Raw genomic sequence first — 17,693 nt, forward strand, 5'->3', positions numbered from 1 at the left:
CAGCAGCGCCGTTTACGCTTTCCGTTGCTGTTAAAGGCTCCTGAAAAATCCGCAGCAGGTGATAGGCATGGGTTTTTTTAACAGGCAGGGCATCGGAGAGACAAAGTCGGAGATGATCACCAGCGTAATCGGCGCGGATATGCAGCTGACCGGTGATATCTCGTTCAAGGGTAAGCTGCGGCTCGACGGCAAGGCCGAAGGAACCATCCGCGGGGAGTATCTTATCCTTGGGGAAACCGGGACCATCTCCGGGGACATCGTGGTCAGCACCTTTGTTTGTTCGGGACGGGTTGAGGGCACGGTCAATGTCCAGAAGCTGTATGTGGTGAAAAGCGGCTTTATCGAGGGCAAGGTCGAGACCATGGATCTGGCGGTGGAGTCCGGCGCTGTGCTCAACGGGGAAATCAAATCCCGGAGTCAGGAATTGCGGCTGGTGCCCGGCTCGTCTGCTACGGAAGAGGATTGGGAGTTGCGGATGAAAGAGGCAGCCTCTCCAGTTCCGGCCAAAAAGAAGGGTGTTGCTGGCAAGTAATCAGCCGCCAAGATTTCTGTGTTTGCTCGCCGCCATCCGAGATTCGCATGGCGGTTTTTTTTTGTGATGCATCGTGAGGTTTTTGATTCAGGTCAAGGAAAAAAAGCGCGGGTCTTGTATGCTGGGGAGCAAAGAGTACATTCAATCTGCCCACAGGAGGTGCTGCGATGATGGAGAAAAAGAGCCTTGCCGAGACCAGGATTTTTGACAGCCGGAGCATGAAAAAGGTCTTGATTCACGATTCTCCCTGGTTTCGGATTCTGAATTTTAATCTCAGCGCCGGGCAGGTTTTTCCGGTGCATTCCCATGATACGGAAGGCCAGCTCTCCATTCAGGTGCTGGAGGGAACAGGGGAATTTCTCGGCAAGGATGAGCAGGCCATCCCGGCGCAGGCAGGCGATTTGCTGCTCTGCGATATCAGCGAACCCCACGGCGTCCGAGCGCATACCGATCTGCGGATTCTGGTGACCATCGCGCCGCCGTTTTAAAATAAGGAACACACAGCATGGGCAGACAGCAGGTGGCAGTGCGCGACGAGGTTATCCGGCTGGGGCAGTTTCTCAAACTGGCCGGCGTGGTTGAGACCGGCGGCGAGGCCAAGCTCCGGATCCAGGAGGGCGAGGCAAAGGTCAACGGCGAGGTGGAAACCCGGCGAGGCCGTCAGCTGGTGCCCGGAGATCTGGTGGAGTTTGGCGGGGAGGTCTTGGAGATTGTTGTGAAGGCGGGAGATTAGGATTCTGCCAGGGCCTTCTCGTACGCCAGTCGTGTGGCGCTGTTAAAGCAAATAAAGAGGATGCTGGCGAGATCTGCGTTTTCTGCCAGGGCTCGCCGTGCCTCCCGCACGGCAATGCGGGCCGCCTCTTCCTTGGGATAGCCGTAGACCCCGGTGCTGATCGCGGGAAAGGCGATGGTCCGCAGGCCATATTCGCGGGCAAGGGCAAAACAGCTTCTGTAACAGCGGGCCAGCAGCTCGGGTTCTCCTTGGCTGCCGCCGTGCCAGACCGGCCCCACCGTGTGGATGACCCAGTCGGCTGGCAGGGTGTAGCCCTTGGTGATCCGAGCCTCCCCCGTCGGACAGCCGCCAAGGCCCTTGCATTCCGCCAGCAGTTCCGGCCCGGCAGCCCGGTGGATGGCGCCGTCCACTCCGCCTCCTCCCAGCAGGGAATTGTTGGCCGCGTTCACGATGGCATCCGCCTTGATCCCGGTGATATCCTCTTCCGTTAATTGAATTCCGCTGTTGGTCATGGTTGCCTATTCCCGCCAGTTGCTCAAGGAAAACCGCCCTCGTTGCCGGTGACTTTATTGTACAGGGTGTTGAACGGGGTGTAGATGGTGACCTCCCGATCTGCCCCCAGCCGTACCGTGCTCCATTCCTGGGGCGAATACCAGATGCCGATCTCCTCCCCTTCCGGGGTGCGGATCACCTTGCCGTGATATCTGGTCTGCAGGTTGCGATGGGGGTTGTCGATGATCTCCATCCAGCCTTGCAGCTTCTTTTCCGTCAGCTCCACCGGTATCCAAAACTCTTTCTTCAGGCGGTATTCCGGCCTGATCCCCAGGATGGCCAAGGGGAAAGCCTCCGGGCCGCTGTAGTAGTAGGTGTAGCCCGGCAAGGGGTGATACGATTCCAAGGCCTCGTTGATGCGGAGATCCTCATGGAAAGTGTAGGTGGGCCGGCCGCAGGCGGCAACGACCAGGAGCAGCGCCACAAGGGCGAGGAGCTGCTGGGGCAGATGCTGTTGTCTCCAAGGATGCATGGTGTCCTCCTCTTGTCTCAATTATATGCCGAAAGAGGGGGATGGGTGGCAATAAAAAAGGCAGACCCGGGAAGGGGTCTGCCTTTTTTAAAAAGCGAGGGGGGAAAACTCAGATACCGGCGGCGGCGCTGGTCATCTGATCATAGAACTCAGTAACTTCGTTTTTCTTCTCGGATTCCATGCAGGCCATGGCCGCCCTGGGATGCTGGTTGAGAACCCCGGAAACCATGTAGGGGATGAAGTAGCCCCAGTCGATCTTCTCCCGCCAGGGCAGGATCTGCTCCTCGATCACCTTGATCAGGGGGCGAACCTGGAACTTGGGATTTTTCAGGAAGGAAAGCAGCAGCTCCAGCGGGCAATTGCCTGCACCGCGGCCGATGCCGTACAGGGTGGCATCCAGATAGTTGATTCCGCAGATGACGGAGGAGATGGTGTTGGCAAAGGCCAGCTGCTGGTTGTTGTGGGCATGGATGCCGATGGTCTTTTCCGGCATCCGCTCCATGTACATCTTGGCCAGCACCTCGATATCCTCCTGGTAGAAGGCGCCGAAGCTGTCCACCAGATAGATCACCGGAACCCGGCACTTGGCCAGGTCGTTGAGCCCCTCTTCCAGGTCGCGCGGGCCCACGGTGGAGACCGCCATCAGGTTGATCGTGGTCTCGTAGCCCTTGTCCATGCAGTGATGGGCCAGGGCGGCGGCCTTGTCGATCTGGTGGACATAGCAGGCCACCCGGATCATGTCCAGGGAGCCTTCCGAGCGCACCGGGATGTCGTCGTAGTCGATCCTGCCGATATCCGCCATGGCCGAGAGCTTGATCTTCTTTTCCGAATCCCCGATGATGCGTTTCAGGTCTTTTTCCCCGCAAAAGCGCCAGGGTCCGACTTCTTTGCGGTCAAAGGCGGATTCGGAGCTGAGGTAGCCGATTTCCATGTAATCGACCCCGGCGTCGGCCAGGGCATGGTACACCTGCTTGACAAAAGTATCGTCAAACTGCCATTTGTTCATCAAGCCGCCGTCGCGGACAGTACAGTCGATCACCTTGATTTCCGGTCTGAACATGGGGAAGTCTCCTTGAAAAAGACGTAGAATTAGCAAGTAAAGGAGGGGATCATACCCTATCTTTTTCCCTGCGGCAATGCTCAATGAAATTTTTTACGTTTTGTCCGATCTGCTCAAGGTTCTTCTCCCGCAACGCTTTGGTGCCGAAGAGGCTGGTGGATACCCCCACCGCTGCGGCGCCGGCGGCAAAATATTCCTGAAGATTGGTAAGGCTCACCCCGCCCACCGCAACGAGCCGGAGATGATCGAAAGGCCCCAGAAGGGCCTTGAGGTACTGGGGGCCACCCATGGCGCCGCAGGGGAAGACCTTGATCAGATCGGCGCCGGCGGACCAGGCGGTGTAGACCTCGGTGGGGGTCAGCGCCCCGGCGACAATGGGGATGCCTTCCGCCTTGGCATATTCGATCACCCCGGTGTCCAGATTGGGGGTAACGAGAAACATGGCCCCGGCTCCCACACCCCGCTTCGCTTCTTCAAGATTCCGGATGGTGCCCATGCCCAGTAGTTTACCGTCGGGCACGGCGGGGCGGTATTCCCGAACCATCTCCTCGGCGCCGGGCGTGTTCATGGTGACCTCCATGGCTGTAAGCCCGGCGGCAAAGGAGATCTGCATCACCTCGCCGAAGAAATCATCCTCCACCCCTCGCAGTATGCCGATTACCGGAACCTCAAGCTCCATGGTTCGCTCCTTGTGTTTTTCTGTTCATTTCTTTGCTTGCCCAAAGAAACGAACCAAAGAAAGGGCCCCCTGTGTCCCTTGTCCCGCCGCAGGCGGGATGCCCTGCGCTCCTCGATGCTGCCGGGGCTTTGCAAACTCGGCTTCGCCTCAAACAGTGCAAAGCCCTTTTTCGGCAGCCTCTCCGGTGCTCGGCTGCGTGCCAATGGGATTCTAACTGCGAAGAGAAGCAAAGGATTTGACGAGATTGCTTGGTCAGCAGATTTTTTTCGCGGGATTATTGTACCATGCAGGGCTCGAAGCGCACGAAGTTTGCATCCCTCAAACTCCGTCTATTTCCGGGGCTTGATCCGGCTGGTGGGTTGGGCCTGCCAGGGATCGTCCGGCCAGTGGTGCTTGGGATAGCGGCCCCGGAGCTCTTTTTTCACCTCATGGTAGGCTCCTTCCCAGAAGCCCCGCAGATCCTGGGTGATCTGCATGGGGCGCTGGGCCGGGGAAAGCAGATGGAGGAGCACCGGTACCGTGTTGTTGCAGATTCTCGGGGTGTCGGCCAGCCCGAACATCTCCTGGAGGCGCACCGCCAAGATCGGTGGCTCGCCGGGGGTGTAGCGCAGCCGGACCTTGGAGCCGCTGGGCACCGTAAGGTGGGTGGGGGCTTCCCGATCCAGCCGGCTCTGCTGTTGCCAGTCGAGCCTGGCGGCGAGGATGGCGAAGAGGTCGAGTTTCTTGAGCTGTTCGGCGCTCCGCATCCCGGTGAGATAGGGGGCCAGCCACTGGTCAAGGCTTTCGGACAGGGACTCATCGGAGACCTCGGGCCAGCCCGCCTCCGGCTGCCAGAGGCGCATGCTTATGATGCGTGCCTGCAGCTCCCGGGCCTTGTCGCTCCAAGGCAGGGCGACAAGGCCGAGGCTACGGATGCCGGAGAGCAGGGCGGCCAGCACCGCTTCGGCAGAGGGCTTTGCCAGAGGGGCAGCCTCCAGGATCAGCTCATCCAGTCGCAGGAGACGCTGACCCTTGACCGTGCCGCTCTGCTCTTCCCAGTACACCTTGTCTTCCCGTTGCAACCGAGGGGCGAACAGGGTTATCAGGGCTTCCTTGGCAAGGGGGGCGGCGAGAAAGATGCGGCCCTCGGTTTTGCCCGCGTCCAGTTCGGCCACCGCCAGATACTCGTGGCCGGCAAGCCGGTCGTGGGCAGGGAGAACCGCGCCCCGGCCGGAAGCGAGCTTGTACTGGCCCCTGCCTTCGCCCCTCCGCTGACCGATCCGGTCCGGGAAGGCCAGGGCCAGAAGTTCGCCCGCGGTCGCCGTCGGCACTGCGGGCTCCCCATCCTTGCGCCGGGCCGGTTTGGGCAGATGCTGCCGCAGCTGTCTGCTGGTCTGGATCACCCTGCGGCAACCATCGGTGTCCGCCTCCAGGGCTCTGGCCGCCGCCGGACCATCCTCTCGGAAGATGGCCAGGGCGTGGAGACGGTCTTCGATATCCGCCGAACGGTCCCGCCCTTTGCTGATGTCCCGTTCCGAGAGCAGGGCGGCAAGGTCACAGGCCAGGCCCAGGTTGGTTGCGCCATGTTTGCCAGCCGTAATCAGCATGTGCCCCAGCCGCGGATGGGCCGGCAGCTCGGCCATTTTTTTGCCAAGCGGAGTGATCCGCCCCTGCTGATCCAGGGCCCCGAGGACCAGCAGTACCGATTGGGCCTGGGCGAAATGTCCGGCCGGCGGGGGATCGAGCCAGCGCAGTCCGTCAGGTTTATGCACCCCCCAGCGGGCCAGATCCAGGACCAGCTGGCTCAGGTCGGCGGTTAGAATCTCCGGCGGGTCAAAGGGCTTGAGGCCGTGGTCTTCGCCCGTGCTCCATAGCCGATAGCAGTACCCCGGGCCAAGGCGTCCGGCCCGACCGGTGCGCTGGGTGGCCGAGGCATGCGAGATGCGTTGGGTGGTCAACCGGCTGAGGCCGCTGTTGGGGTCGAACTGCGGGCTCCGTTTCCAACCGCTATCCACCACGGTATGGATACCTTCAATGGTGACGCTGGTTTCGGCAATGGGGGTGGCCAGGATGATGCGTCGTCGTCCCTTCGGGTCCGGCTGCACCGCAGCGGTCTGGGCCGTTAGGCTCAGGTCGCCGTACAGGGGATGGATGGCGATTTCCCCTGGAGGCAGGGCGGCGGTCAGCAGCGCCTGGGTATGCCGGATTTCCGCCGCACCGGGGAGAAAAGCCAGAATATCCCCCGGCTGCTCGGTCAGGCCCTTGAGGATGGCCGCAGCCACCTGTTTGGCGATCTCGCGGGGTTGGGACTGGAATGGTTGCCCACTCCGGCAGTATTCCACCCCCACGGGATAGCTCTGGCCCTTGCCCATGACCACCGGCGCGTTGTCGAGCAGCCGGCTGACCGCGCCGGTATCCAGGGTGGCGGACATGATCAGGAGCTTGAGGTCATTTCGGAGGCCGGTCATCACGTCAAGGCAGAGGGCCAGGGCCAGATCACCCTGCAGGCTGCGTTCGTGGAATTCGTCGAAGATTATCAGCCCCACCCCGGTCAGCTCGGGATCGTCCTGCATCCTCCGGGTGAGTACTCCTTCGGTAACCACCTCTACCTTGGTTGCCGACGAGACCTTTGCCTCAAAACGGACCCGGTAGCCCACAGTCTGCCCGACCTCCTCGCCCAGCTGCCGGGCCATGAAACCGGCGGCCATCCGGGCCGCCAGCCGGCGCGGTTCGAGCATCAGGATAGTCCGCCCTCCCAGCCAGGGCTCGGCGAGCAGGGCCAGGGGTGCCACTGTGGTCTTGCCTGAACCCGGGGGAGCGCTAAGCACCACGGCCTCGCGGCTGGCCAGCTGCGCCCGCAGCTGAGGCAGGATATCATGGATGGGGAGATTTATGATGGCGGTCCTATTCTTGTGGTGTATTTCAAAAAAAAGCCCCGTCCGGAGACGGGGTCTGGTCAAGCGGGATCTTCAGGCATCGGCTAGGGATTTACGACATACCAGACATCCTTCACCCCTTGTCCGGTGGTATCCCCGGGGTTCTTGTCCCCCACGAAATAGTACAGCGGCATGCCCTTGTAGGTCGTCTGCTTCTGGCCATCGGCGCGGGTGATGGTCCCGAAATCCTCGGCCTTCAAGCCATCCTTGGCAGCCACGGCCTCACGGAAATAGAGGGGCCATTTGGCCACGCAATCGCCCTCGCAGGCGCTCGTGCCCGGGGTGTCCTTTTTGAAAGAGTATAGGGTCATGCCCTTGGTATCGGCCAGAAAACTGCCGATTCCTTCCTTCTGCGAGACCTTGACCGCATGGTGGTCGGCCAGGGCGACTCCTGCTGTCAGCAACAGGCCGGCAAGGAACGCCACGGTGAACATGCTTGTAATGCTCTTCATACGCTTTTCCTCCTCTATTGATTGGTGAAAAAAGGAAACAGCTTACCGTTGAAAGGTAGCAAGCCAGCGGTAAGGGTGTCAAGAGCGGATTTCTAAAAGCTCTGTCCCCTGGCCAGTTTTGCCCGCTGCTTCACCGCTTGCTCAGAGTGCCCAACTCGCCTGCACCCACCACCTCGGATTGCGATCCAAGCTGATGGGCTCCGAGGTGGGCTGGCCGCCATGTATGCGCCAGGCCACATAGGCATTGATTTGCAAACCAAGGAAATTGGCATTCGCCCCCACCCCGGCGCCGGAGATGGTGCGGGTGTTTTCCCCGGCAAGGAACGGATCGTGGTTGATCCTCACCGATCCCGCATCGTAGAATAGCACGCCTTGGAGATCGGACAGAAAGCGATGGCGCAGTTCCAGGTTCGTCAACCAGCCTTGGTCGCCTTCGGCTTCCCCTTGCGGATAAGCCCGCACGCCGTAGGCCCCGCCCAAAAAGAATTTTTCGGAGGAGTTGAGGTTCTTGCCGGCCCACTGACCTGAGAGCGAAACGGACAACGCATCACGATCGGTCAATCGTTGCAGGCGAGTGACATTATAGGCCAATCGCGTGAATCCTCCATTGCGGCGGGCAGAGAGTTCGTCGGCTGCCTGCGATTCGGTATCCATGCCCAAGTGACCCGCGACCAGGGAAAGATCAAAGGAAGTAACCCCACCCCCTGCCAGCAGGTCTTGATAATTGCCGGCCAGGCCAAGGCTGGCGAGGCGAATGTGTTGGGCGACTGCGGTAACCGGCGCATCGGTGAAGTCGTCGAGTTTTTTGTCTTCCCAAGTCAAGGTGCCGGAGAGATTGCTTCCCTGGCTGCGGATGAATGGATACACCGCGAACAGACTGGTCCCGGTAGCCGTGCCATGTGCTTGCAATGGGGCGAATTCCTTGCCCAGGCGATAGCGGGTATCGAAATAAGCCGCGCCCAGGCGTAAACCGCTGCTGCCTGCCGGAATCTGATAGGCGACGCGGGCATAGGTCTGATCCTGGTCGCTGGCCAGGGCGCGGACGGTGAACTGATCACCCATTTTCAGCGGGCTGTTCAGGGCCAGCGCACCATCCACGCGGTTTTCTCCGGTATAACGATTGCCGAAGTTGTCCGCTGCGACCCTGGCGAAATAGGGCGCGGAAGGGTCGATCTCCACGACAAGGTCGGATGTCCCGACGCTGGCGCCGGGTTGCAGCGTGGCGCGGGTGCCGCCCACCCCGGGCGTATCGTTCAACAATAACAGGGCGCGCTCCACCGGTGCGGCCTGCAGCGCCTCCCCGCTCTTGATTTCACGCAAATAGCCGTTTGCCCGCTCATCGGACAGGCGCGATTTATTGGTGATTTGCTGCTCGCCAATACGGCCTTCGACCACGTCGATCACCACCACGCCGTCTTGAATCTCCTGGGCCGGCAGATAGGCCCGCGCTATGATATAGCCACGTTCCCGGTAGTAGGTGGTGATCCGTGCCGCTCCTTGATAGAGCTCGGCAAGGGTGTGCTCGCCGCCGATCAGGTCGGCGACCAGGGCTTCCAGTTCAGCCGCGGTAAAGACGTTGCTGCCGGAAACACGGATACCGCTTACGGCGATGCGCACATCGCCATGGGCTGAGCCTCTGCGCGTTACATTTTCTTCAAGCCGCAAAGGAGCTGTTGTCTTCGGCGCGTTCAACTCGGGTTGCTTTTGCAACTCGCGGATCGTCTGCCCGGCGTCCGGGGCAACCGGGGCTGCGTGGGCGGACAGGGTCGCCAGGAAGGTCAAGGCCAGGGCGGACAGGGTGAAGTGTTGGGTGGGTCGGATGTTCACAGAGCCGTCCTTTTTTAATTACTCGCCGCTTGTATTGGCATCGGATTTCCCCTTTTCCCCTTCCCCAGGGGAACTCTTCGTGTCGACAGGCAATTTGACCCCGCCATTCACCAGGGTAAGACCGCCAACCTGCTTGACTGAGTGATTGTTTTCTATGCCGACGCCTGTACTTTGGGGTTCGGAAACGTCGAGGATACTTGAGGGAACGAGTACCGGAGTAACCGGTGTTATCGCTGCCGTCCTTGCCGCATTGAAAGCGGTAAGCAGGTTAGCCCCGTCACCAGGCAAGGCAACCACTGCCTCAGCAACAGCGGCCAGCATTCCTCCCGCTGCCGGCGCCGGCTTCACCGTCAGCACCCCATCTGTGTATGTGATGCTGTAGTTGCCGGCGGTCAAACCACTTGGGGTGATCAGGTAGCTGCCTGTGTTGATCGCGCCCTGGGAGGTGCCACCATAAGTCAGGGTGCCGTCCAGCACGGCGGCGGTTTCGCCGTTGGCAAAGCCGGCGTAAGTCACCCCATTCCCTCCAAAATAGGCAACGCCGCTATAATATTTAGTTGCATTATTCGCGGCAATGGCCAGGGCGCGGGCGATGATATCGGCGGTGGTCGCGGCGGTGGTGTTGACGATACTGTAATTGCCTGCATCCATGTTGCCCAGGGCGATGTTACTTACGTTCACAGTCTTGCCCGTGCCGACGTTTTTGTCGAGATAGGAGGCTGTGCCGCTGATGGAGAGAACATCGCCGGCTATGCGGTCGTCTGCGTAGGTGACAATCGCCTCGGTGGTGCCGTCATAGACCTTGGCTACTCCCGCTGCGGTGACGGTCAGAGGGCGGGCGGTGATGTCGGCGGTCAAGCCGGTCGATTGCAGCAGGGAGTAGTTGTCGGCATCCGCGCCGCTGATGCTGTAGCCGCTGACAGTGACGGCTTTGCCGAGAGCAACGTTTTTGTCGGCGAAAATACCGCTGCCACTGCCGCCCAAGTTAACGGCGTCGCCGCCTAAGGCGGTGACCGTGGCCGCGCCGCCCAAGGTGGCGGTGGTGGTGCCGTCATACACTTTGTTCGCTGCGGTAACCCCCGTGATTGTAAGGTTCGCGCGAGTAATGTCGGCAATGGTCGCGGCGGTGGTGTTGAAGGTGTAGTTGCCTGCATCCAGGTTGGTCAGGGTGATGTTGCTCACGTTTACAGTTTTGCCCGTGCCGACGTTCTTGTCGAGATAGGCGGCTGTGCCGTTGATGGTGAGTAGGTCGCCTGTCACGCGGTTGTCTGTGTAGGTGACGGTTGCCCCTGTGCTAGTGTCATACACCTTGTTCACCCCCGTTGCGGAGATGGTCAGGGCGCGGGCGAGAATGTCGGCGGTGGTCGCGGCGGTGGTGTTGAAGGTGTAGTTGCCTGCATCTATGTTGCCCAGGGCGATGCCGCTCACGTTCACGGTTTTGCCCGGACCGACGTTCTTGTCGAGATAGGCGGCTGTGCCGTTGATGGTGAGAAGGTCACCGGCTACGCGGTTGTCTGTGTAGTTGACGGTTGCCCCTGTGCCACCGTCATACACTTTGTTCTCCCCCGTTGCGGAGAGGGTGAGGGCGCGGGCGATAATGTCGGCGGTGGTCGCGGCGGTGGTGTTGAAGGTATAGTTGCCTGCATCCATGTTGCCCAGGGCGATGCCGCTCACGTTCACGGTTTTTCCCGTGCCGACGTTCTTGTTGAGATAGACGGCTGTGCCGCTGATGGTGAGAAGATCGCCGGCTACGCGGTTGTCTGCGTAGGTTACGGATGCCCCGGTGCCACCGTCATACACCTTGTTCACCCCCGTTGCGGAGATGGTCAGGGCGCGGGCGATAATGTCGGCGGTGGTCGCGGCGGTGGTGTTGAAGGTGTAGTTGCCTGTATCCATGTTGCCCAGGGTGATGCCGCTCACGTTCACACTCTTGCCTGTGCCGACGTTCTTGTCGAGATAGGCGGCTGTGCCGCTGATGGCGAGAAGGTCCCCGGCTACACGGTTGTCTGCGTAGTTGACGGTCGCCCCTAAGCCACCGTCATACACCTTGTTCACGCCGGTTGCGGAGATGGTCAGGGCTTTCTTGTTCACCGTCAGTGCGCCGTTGGCGTAGCTCAAGGAGTAGCCGAGGCTGGTGGCAATTGCTGCGCTCGGGGTGATATTGTGAAGAGTGCCCGCGGTTAACTGGCCGGAGGTGGAGGTGGTGCCGTCGACGGTGTAGCTGGGTCCGCTGCTGATGGCGGCAACGAGCAAGTCGCTGTCGATCAGGCCGGCGTAACTATAGGTAAAGGCGGGATTCGCGTCGCCGTATATCTTCGTCTTGTTCTCGGCGGTCAGCGTTAAGGTGGGCTGAATGCGGAAGTAGAGCCGATTCCCCGCGGCAAGCGGATCGCTGCCGTCATCAACGTTGTAGCGTTTGCCCGCCTCGGCCAGTCCGCCGCGACTGGTGTTGGTTGGGTTGCCGGTATAGATGCGCCAGGCGCCGCCAGGGCCGGTGGTGATGGCGGCCGAGTCGGGATTTTTGAAATTGCCGCCGCTGCCCGTGGCGTTCGGCGTGGCAGCGGCATCCGCGACCAGGGTGACCGCATTGGCGCTGGTGCTGGTCGTCGCGATGGCGCTGTTTAAGGTCAGGTCGGCGGTTTGGGTGCGCACATCCACCAGGCCGGTGGCGGTAATGCCTGCGATGGCAAGAGCGTTCGCGTCAACGAAGGAGATATTCTTGCCGCTGGTTGCCGCAACCGTGCTGAAATCGTTGCCGCCATTGGTGAAGGTCACGTCGCCCGCGCCTGTGTCGAGGGTGAGCGTCCCGGCGGTGGCCGTTACGATGCCGGGCGCGCTGACACTACCCCCTGTGGTGCTTAGCATCGTCGCTGTGCCGAAGGTGGTGGCGCCGCTATAGGTCTGCGCGCCGGTAGTGCTGACCAAGCCGCCGGTAATGGTCAGTGCAGTTCCTGCCGCCCCGCTGAATGAAGCAAGCGTCGTGTCGTTTCCTATCGTGCCACCCAGCGTGACTGTTCCGCCACCCAGGACATCGAGCGCATGAGCTCCATTGATCGTGCCGCTAGTGGAAAGAACGTTCCCGCTTCCGACAGCGATGCTGCTGGCGCTGCCCAGCGTGATCAAGCCGCTATAGGTGGCCGCCGTCGCGGAGCTGTTGGTCAACGCCCCACCGCTGGAAACGCCCGTCCCGTTCAGCGTCAGCGCCTCTGCCGTGCCCAGGGTGAATCCGTTCAGGTCGAGTGCGGCGCCGGAGGTAACGCTCGTTCCCGCACCTGTCGTGCCCAGCGGCGTGTTGACCGCACCACCCGCCGCACCCAGCTTCAAGATGCCTGCGTTGATCGTCGTCAGTCCCGTGTAAGTGTTGGAGCCACTGAGCGTTAGCGTGCCGGTGCCAATCTTGGTTATGGCACCAGTGCCGGAGATCACGCCCGCATAGGCAGCAGGGCTGGTATTGTCGCCGCCAACTGTCAGAGTCGCAGCGCCGAGGGTCACGTTGCCACCCGTTGCGCCGCCGCCAGTAAGAGAACCAAGCTGAGTGGCAAAGCCGGTGATATCCAGCTTGGCCCCCGCAATATTTGCCAGGGTCATGGCCGAGTTATTGCCGAAGGCGCCACTGGTATTCGCCACCGAAGCCACACCCGCTTTCAGCGTGCCGGCGTTGACTGCCGTCGCCCCTGTGTAGGTGTTGGCTCCCGACAGGGTCCAGGTGCCGGTGCCGGCCTTGGTCACCGTGCCCGTACCGGTGCCGATGATACTGGCCAGACTGCTGGCAGTGTTGGTGCCGTCCAGCGTCAGCCCAAAACCAGCACCGGTGATCATGCCGGCATTGGAAAGAGCGATGTTGCCGTTATTGGCTGCGATGCTGCTGGCGCTGCCCAGCGTGATCAAGCCGCTATAGGTGGCCGCCGTCGCGGAGCTGTTGGTCAACGCCCCACCGCTGGAGACGCCCGTCCCGTTCAGCGTCAGCGCCTCTGCCGTGCCCAGGGTGAATCCGTTCAGGTCGAGTGCGGCGCCAGAGGTAACGCTCGTTCCCGCACCTGTCGTGCCCAGCGGGGTGTTGACCGCACCACCCGCCGCACCCAGCTTCAAGATGCCGGCACTGATCGTCGTCGAACCCGTGTATGTGCTGGCTCCCGACAGGGTCCAGGTGCCGGTGCCCGCCTTGGTCACAGTGCCCGTACCGGTGCCGATGATACTGGCCAGACTGCTGGCAGTGTTGGTGCCGTCCAGCGTCAGCCCAAATCCAGCACCGGTGATCGTGCCGGCATTGGAAAGAGCGATGTTGCCGTTATTGGCCGCGATGCTGCTGGCGCTGCCCAGCGTGATCAAGCCGCTATAGGTGGCCGCCGTCGCGGAGCTGTTGGTCAATGCCCCACCGCTGGAAACGCCCGTCCCGTTCAGCGTCAGCGCCTCTGCCGTGCCCAGGGTGAATCCGTTCAGGTCGAGTGCGGCGCCGGAGGTAACGCTCGTTCCCGCACCTGTCGTGCCCAGCGGCGTGTTGACCGCACCACCCGCCGCACCCAGCTTCAAGATGCCTGCGTTGATCGTCGTCAGTCCCGTGTAAGTGTTGGAGCCACTGAGCGTTAGCGTGCCGGTGCCAATCTTGGTTATGGCACCGGTGCCGGAGATCACGCCCGCATAGGCAGCAGGGCTGGTATTGTCGCCGCCAACTGTCAGAGTCGCAGCGCCGAGGGTCACGTTGCCACCCGTTGCGCCGCCGCCAGTAAGAGAACCAAGCTGAGTGGCAAAGCCGGTGATATCCAGCTTGGCCCCCGCAATATTTGCCAGGGTCATGGCCGAGTTATTGCCGAAGGCGCCACTGGTATTCGCCACCGAGGCCACACCCGCTTTCAGGATGCCTTTGTTGACTGCCGTCGCCCCTGTGTAGGTGTTGGCCCCGGACAGCGTCAGCGTGCCATCCTGATCCTTGGTCAGGGCGCCGCTGCCCGCGACGATCCCGGCATAATTCAGGGTTCTGCCCGCATTGATATTGATCGTTCCATTCCCCGTCAAGGCGATGCCCCGGTTGGCGGCCAGCGGGGAGCCGCTCTGAACCTCCAATGTGCCGCCGTTAAAGGTCAGGTGCCCCGGCGTTGCTGTTCCTGGTGCTGTCCCCAGGCTAATGTCCCGATCAATGATCAGCGTGCCGGCATTGATCGTCGTGGCGCCCGTGTAGGTATTATTTGCAAATAGGCTGAGCATCCCGTCACCGGCTTTGGTCAGCGTGCCCGCCCCGGCCATAATCCCGGAAATGTTCAGCGTAGTGTCTGCCGCAGTGTCGAAGACTCCGGCCCCGGTCAAGGCAATGCCCCGATTCGCTACCAGCTCAAAGCTGGCCGTGGTTTGCAGCGTTCCGTTGTTCAAGGTCAGGGAACCCGGGGTCGGCGATACCGGTGCCGTACCCAGATTTTCGTCCGCGCTGATCGAGAGGGTGCCGCCGTTGATCGTCGTGCCACCTTCATAGCTGTTGACGCCGGATAGGGTGAACGTCCCGCTACCCTGTTTCGTCAGGCTGCCTGTGCCGCTGATTGTGCCATCATACTGTGTGCTTGTGGTATCTCCGGTCGTCAACGCGAAGCTCTGCAGATTGACGAACGTGGAAGCCGCTGTGTCCGCCAGCGAATTGATCGTTGTGTTGCCGTCGAGTTTTATCGTCACATTGTTGGTGGAGATATCGACTGCCTCCGGGTAGGTGCCGGCGAGAACCTCCACGGTTCCGGTGGCATTGACCAGATTTATACCCTCCTGGATACGGCCGGTCGCGCCCGACTGCTGCCCGGCGGTGTGGACGATCAACGTCGAGAAGTCACCCTGAAAGCCGGGCGCACCCACATTTGTATCGGCGCCGGACGCCAGCATCGGGGTGAAATCAACCGGTCCTGTCATTTGAGCGGCGGCAGTAGTGGGGTCGGTGGTTCCCCACCAGTTGGCGGAGGCATTCACGGCCACGGGGTAGTCCGTGTCGCTGATGCCGACAACGCCATATTGTCCGGCCGTTACCCCGGACAGGTCATTGCCGGTCACCACCACCGAAGCGATCTTGGCGAAGTTGGCCGGGTCGAACAACGGATCGTACTCGCGGGGATCGTAGATCGCGATGCCGTTGCTGCTGGAGCTGATGATTGTGTTGTTGGTCAGGTTGAGGCTGATCTGGTTGGCGGGGTCGCCCCAGGAGTTATAGACGAAAAAATTGGCCTTGCCGTTGAGGGTATTTCCGGAAATGTTCACGGTGCCGCTGCTGCTCGGGATTCCCGTAAGTCCCTCGATGACAATGGCTTTCTTGGAGTCGGCTGCGCCACTGAATTGGTTGTCCGTGATGGTGGTGGTCCCGGCCACGGCATCAAAGTAGAGTGCGTCCCTGAGTTGGTCGCTAAACGTGCTGTTTTCAACGGTGATGTTTTGGCCGGTGATGTAGGCGGCACGGCGGCCCTTGGTGAAGAGGAGATTGTTCAGCCCGATGTCCGAATAGGCAATGGTGTAGTTTGGCGCGCTCCCGCCCCGCGGAATCGTTATCAAAGCGGTATCCGAGGCCTGGTCATCTTTGTTGATTTGCAGACCTTGAACGGTCACGTTACTGGCCCTGATGGTCAACGTGCCCGCCGTGCCGCTGGGCAAGTCAAGCAAGGGCCGGCTGCCGGACGTGTCGCCTTGAAGGGTGACCGATTTGGAGATGGTCGGGGACTCACTGTAAGTCCCAGCCAGCACGTTGACGGTGCCGCCGCTTGCGGCCACATCCAACCCGTTTTGGATGCGGGCGGTGGGGCTGTTGACGTTGACCGTGGTGCCGTCGCCCGTGAGGACCTGGTTGGTGCCGAGGGTGATGGCGGCATTCAGATTGACGGTCAGATTGCTGTCGGCGTTCTCATCCTTGAAATTCAAGGTCGCGGCATTCATTTGAGTATGCGAGTCGATGGCCGCGTTTACGGTGAGGCTGTTCGATGCCGCGACATCCACGGTGCCGCCGCCACTCAGCGAAGAGACGATCGTTGTGGCCGCACCGGCGTCAATGGCAAAATCGACCGGATCGAACAGGACTTGACCACCCATGCCGGCCGTCGCGCCGATATCAATCGTGCCGCCGAGCGCGAGCTGTTTGCCGGACACCTCAACCTTGCCGCCGTCGCCGCCTTGGGCGCCGCCACGGGCGGAAATCGAGCCGGAGGCACGCATGGTCTCATCCGCCCACAGGATCACCTTGCCGCCGCTACCGTTGGTGAGGGCGTCGGCGTTGAGTTGCGCACCCTGGGCGACGAAGGTGGCGATGGCGTTTGGCTCCGGCCCCTTGCCCTGAAAGTTGCCACCGACCAGCGCGGTGCCGCCGCCGGAATCGCCGGAGACGTCGAGGCGCGCGGAGTCGAACAGCGCGACGTGGTCGCCCAGCACCTTGACGGTGCCGCCTGTTTCGCCAGTGTTGCGACCGGAGGCATCGAGTGTGCCGCTGACGTTTACCTGGCCACCGTGCCTGTCGCCCAACAGCGTGATAACCCCGCCCTGGTTCTGGATGGTGTGCGCTTCGATGATGCCGGTGTTGTTGACCACCGAGCGGGTGAGGACGTCGGCTGCCTGGGCAGAGAGGATGACTTGGCCGCCATCGGCTCGAATGAGGTGTTTGTTCTCGGCCAAGGCGTTCAATGTGCCGTGATCAATGGTGTAGGAGAGCAGTGAGCCGTTGTTGAGATGGAGCGTCACGGTGTCGCCTGCGGCGAGCAAAGCGGTGCCGAGGGTGGCGCTGATGATCCCTTCGTTGCGCACTTCGGGAGCGAGCAGGGCGAGGTAGCCGCCATTCGCGGCGGTGAGCGCGCCTTGGTTGACCACTGATCCCGCCGCACCGCTAGTGCGGAAGGTATAGTTGCCTGCCAGGAAATCGGCATCGTTCAGACTCAGGCTGGAGGCGACCAGGCCGCCGACATTCACTTGGGCGGTGTTGCCGAACAAGACGCCATTGGGATTCAAGACAAAGACTTGGCCGTTGGCGCGGAGGGTGCCGAGGATTTGGCTGGGGGCTTGGCCAAGCACCCGGTTGAGGGCGATGGCGCCGGTGCCGGGCTGATTGAAATGGACAGTCTCGCTTTGGCCGATGTTGAAGCCTTGCCAGTTGATGGCGAGTTTGGGGCTGGTTTGGGTAACCGTGAGGGTGCTGCCGTTCTGGCCGATATTACCGCTGCCGGCGCTGATCTGCCCTCCGTCGGGCAGGGCGAGAGCGCAGGCAGGGAAAGCCAGCACCAGGGTAAGGACAAGGCGGCGCAGCAGCCCTCCTGTTCGTTTCTCGGGGGTATGTGTGGTTTCAAGGGCAGGTGCGCCCTGCCATTTGTTCCACGTCAAGAAATAGATGCGGCCCATGGTTTTTGTTCCATTTTGGGAAGTAGTTACCCGTGGCCTTTCTCTTCTCCTTAAAACCTATTTTATCATGAATATCCCCTGTGGTTGCATTAATTTTAGATCGATCCCGGAAGAGGTGTGTCATCTTTTGG

Annotated in this window: 11 protein-coding genes; 3 read left to right on the top strand and 8 right to left on the bottom strand. The window is 61.2% G+C overall.

Annotation, left to right across the window (positions count from 1 at the left end):
• The first annotated feature begins 67 nt into the window (after positions 1–67).
• The 3 genes from ACZ46D_RS00545 (at position 68) to ACZ46D_RS00555 (ending at position 1,265) form a co-directional block, all read left to right on the top strand.
• The gene (locus ACZ46D_RS00545; RefSeq protein ID WP_464928091.1) at positions 68–532 is read left to right on the top strand and encodes a bactofilin family protein; all 465 of its coding nucleotides are present in this window, start codon (positions 68–70) and stop codon (positions 530–532) included.
• Between the two features lie 170 nt (positions 533–702).
• On the top strand, positions 703–1,020 hold the full coding sequence (locus ACZ46D_RS00550) for a cupin domain-containing protein (RefSeq protein ID WP_464929240.1): 318 nt from the start codon (positions 703–705) through the stop codon (positions 1,018–1,020).
• A gap of 17 nt (positions 1,021–1,037) precedes the next feature.
• Positions 1,038–1,265 (top strand): RNA-binding S4 domain-containing protein, encoded by a 228-nt coding sequence (locus ACZ46D_RS00555; RefSeq protein WP_464928092.1) that lies wholly within the window; start codon positions 1,038–1,040, stop codon positions 1,263–1,265.
• On the opposite strand, the gene ACZ46D_RS00560 is transcribed toward ACZ46D_RS00555, so the two are convergent.
• The 8 genes from ACZ46D_RS00560 to ACZ46D_RS00595 form a co-directional block, all read right to left on the bottom strand.
• Complete coding sequence (locus ACZ46D_RS00560; protein ID WP_464928093.1) at positions 1,262–1,777, bottom strand: O-acetyl-ADP-ribose deacetylase; 516 nt, start codon at positions 1,775–1,777, stop codon at positions 1,262–1,264. The genes ACZ46D_RS00555 and ACZ46D_RS00560 overlap by 4 nt on opposite strands.
• 23 nt (positions 1,778–1,800) lie before the next feature.
• Positions 1,801–2,289 carry a hypothetical protein gene (locus ACZ46D_RS00565; protein ID WP_464928094.1) on the bottom strand — a complete coding sequence of 163 codons (489 nt, stop codon included), beginning with the start codon at positions 2,287–2,289 and terminating at the stop codon, positions 1,801–1,803.
• Between the two features lie 109 nt (positions 2,290–2,398).
• The gene (locus ACZ46D_RS00570; protein ID WP_464928095.1) at positions 2,399–3,349 is read right to left on the bottom strand and encodes an aldolase catalytic domain-containing protein; all 951 of its coding nucleotides are present in this window, start codon (positions 3,347–3,349) and stop codon (positions 2,399–2,401) included.
• Positions 3,350–3,398: 49 nt separating this feature from the next.
• On the bottom strand, positions 3,399–4,028 hold the full coding sequence (locus ACZ46D_RS00575) for a bifunctional 4-hydroxy-2-oxoglutarate aldolase/2-dehydro-3-deoxy-phosphogluconate aldolase (protein ID WP_464928096.1): 630 nt from the start codon (positions 4,026–4,028) through the stop codon (positions 3,399–3,401).
• A gap of 329 nt (positions 4,029–4,357) precedes the next feature.
• Positions 4,358–6,967 (bottom strand): ATP-dependent helicase HrpB, encoded by a 2,610-nt coding sequence (gene hrpB, locus ACZ46D_RS00580; RefSeq protein ID WP_464928097.1) that lies wholly within the window; start codon positions 6,965–6,967, stop codon positions 4,358–4,360.
• Positions 6,968–6,987: 20 nt separating this feature from the next.
• The gene (locus ACZ46D_RS00585; protein ID WP_464928098.1) at positions 6,988–7,395 is read right to left on the bottom strand and encodes a COG4315 family predicted lipoprotein; all 408 of its coding nucleotides are present in this window, start codon (positions 7,393–7,395) and stop codon (positions 6,988–6,990) included.
• A gap of 141 nt (positions 7,396–7,536) precedes the next feature.
• Entirely contained in the window at positions 7,537–9,222 is a 1,686-nt protein-coding gene (locus tag ACZ46D_RS00590; RefSeq protein ID WP_464928099.1) for a ShlB/FhaC/HecB family hemolysin secretion/activation protein, read from the bottom strand.
• An 18-nt stretch (positions 9,223–9,240) separates the two neighbouring features.
• Positions 9,241–17,562 (bottom strand): YDG domain-containing protein, encoded by an 8,322-nt coding sequence (locus ACZ46D_RS00595; protein WP_464928100.1) that lies wholly within the window; start codon positions 17,560–17,562, stop codon positions 9,241–9,243.
• Between the last annotated feature and the right edge of the window lie 131 nt (positions 17,563–17,693).

The organism is Thiovibrio sp. Mzg5 (assembly GCF_055379285.1).

Excerpts from the sequence above, each read along its gene's own strand:
- ACZ46D_RS00545 (WP_464928091.1), top strand. The coding sequence starts at position 68 with ATGGGTTTTTTTAACAGGCAGGGCATCGGAGAGACAAAGTCGGAGATG.
- ACZ46D_RS00550 (WP_464929240.1), top strand. The coding sequence starts at position 703 with ATGGAGAAAAAGAGCCTTGCCGAGACCAGGATTTTTGACAGCCGGAGC.
- ACZ46D_RS00555 (WP_464928092.1), top strand. The coding sequence starts at position 1,038 with ATGGGCAGACAGCAGGTGGCAGTGCGCGACGAGGTTATCCGGCTGGGG.
- ACZ46D_RS00560 (WP_464928093.1), bottom strand. The coding sequence starts at position 1,777 with ATGACCAACAGCGGAATTCAATTAACGGAAGAGGATATCACCGGGATC.
- ACZ46D_RS00565 (WP_464928094.1), bottom strand. The coding sequence starts at position 2,289 with ATGCATCCTTGGAGACAACAGCATCTGCCCCAGCAGCTCCTCGCCCTT.
- ACZ46D_RS00570 (WP_464928095.1), bottom strand. The coding sequence starts at position 3,349 with ATGTTCAGACCGGAAATCAAGGTGATCGACTGTACTGTCCGCGACGGC.
- ACZ46D_RS00575 (WP_464928096.1), bottom strand. The coding sequence starts at position 4,028 with ATGGAGCTTGAGGTTCCGGTAATCGGCATACTGCGAGGGGTGGAGGAT.
- ACZ46D_RS00585 (WP_464928098.1), bottom strand. The coding sequence starts at position 7,395 with ATGAAGAGCATTACAAGCATGTTCACCGTGGCGTTCCTTGCCGGCCTG.
- ACZ46D_RS00595 (WP_464928100.1), bottom strand. The coding sequence starts at position 17,562 with ATGGGCCGCATCTATTTCTTGACGTGGAACAAATGGCAGGGCGCACCT.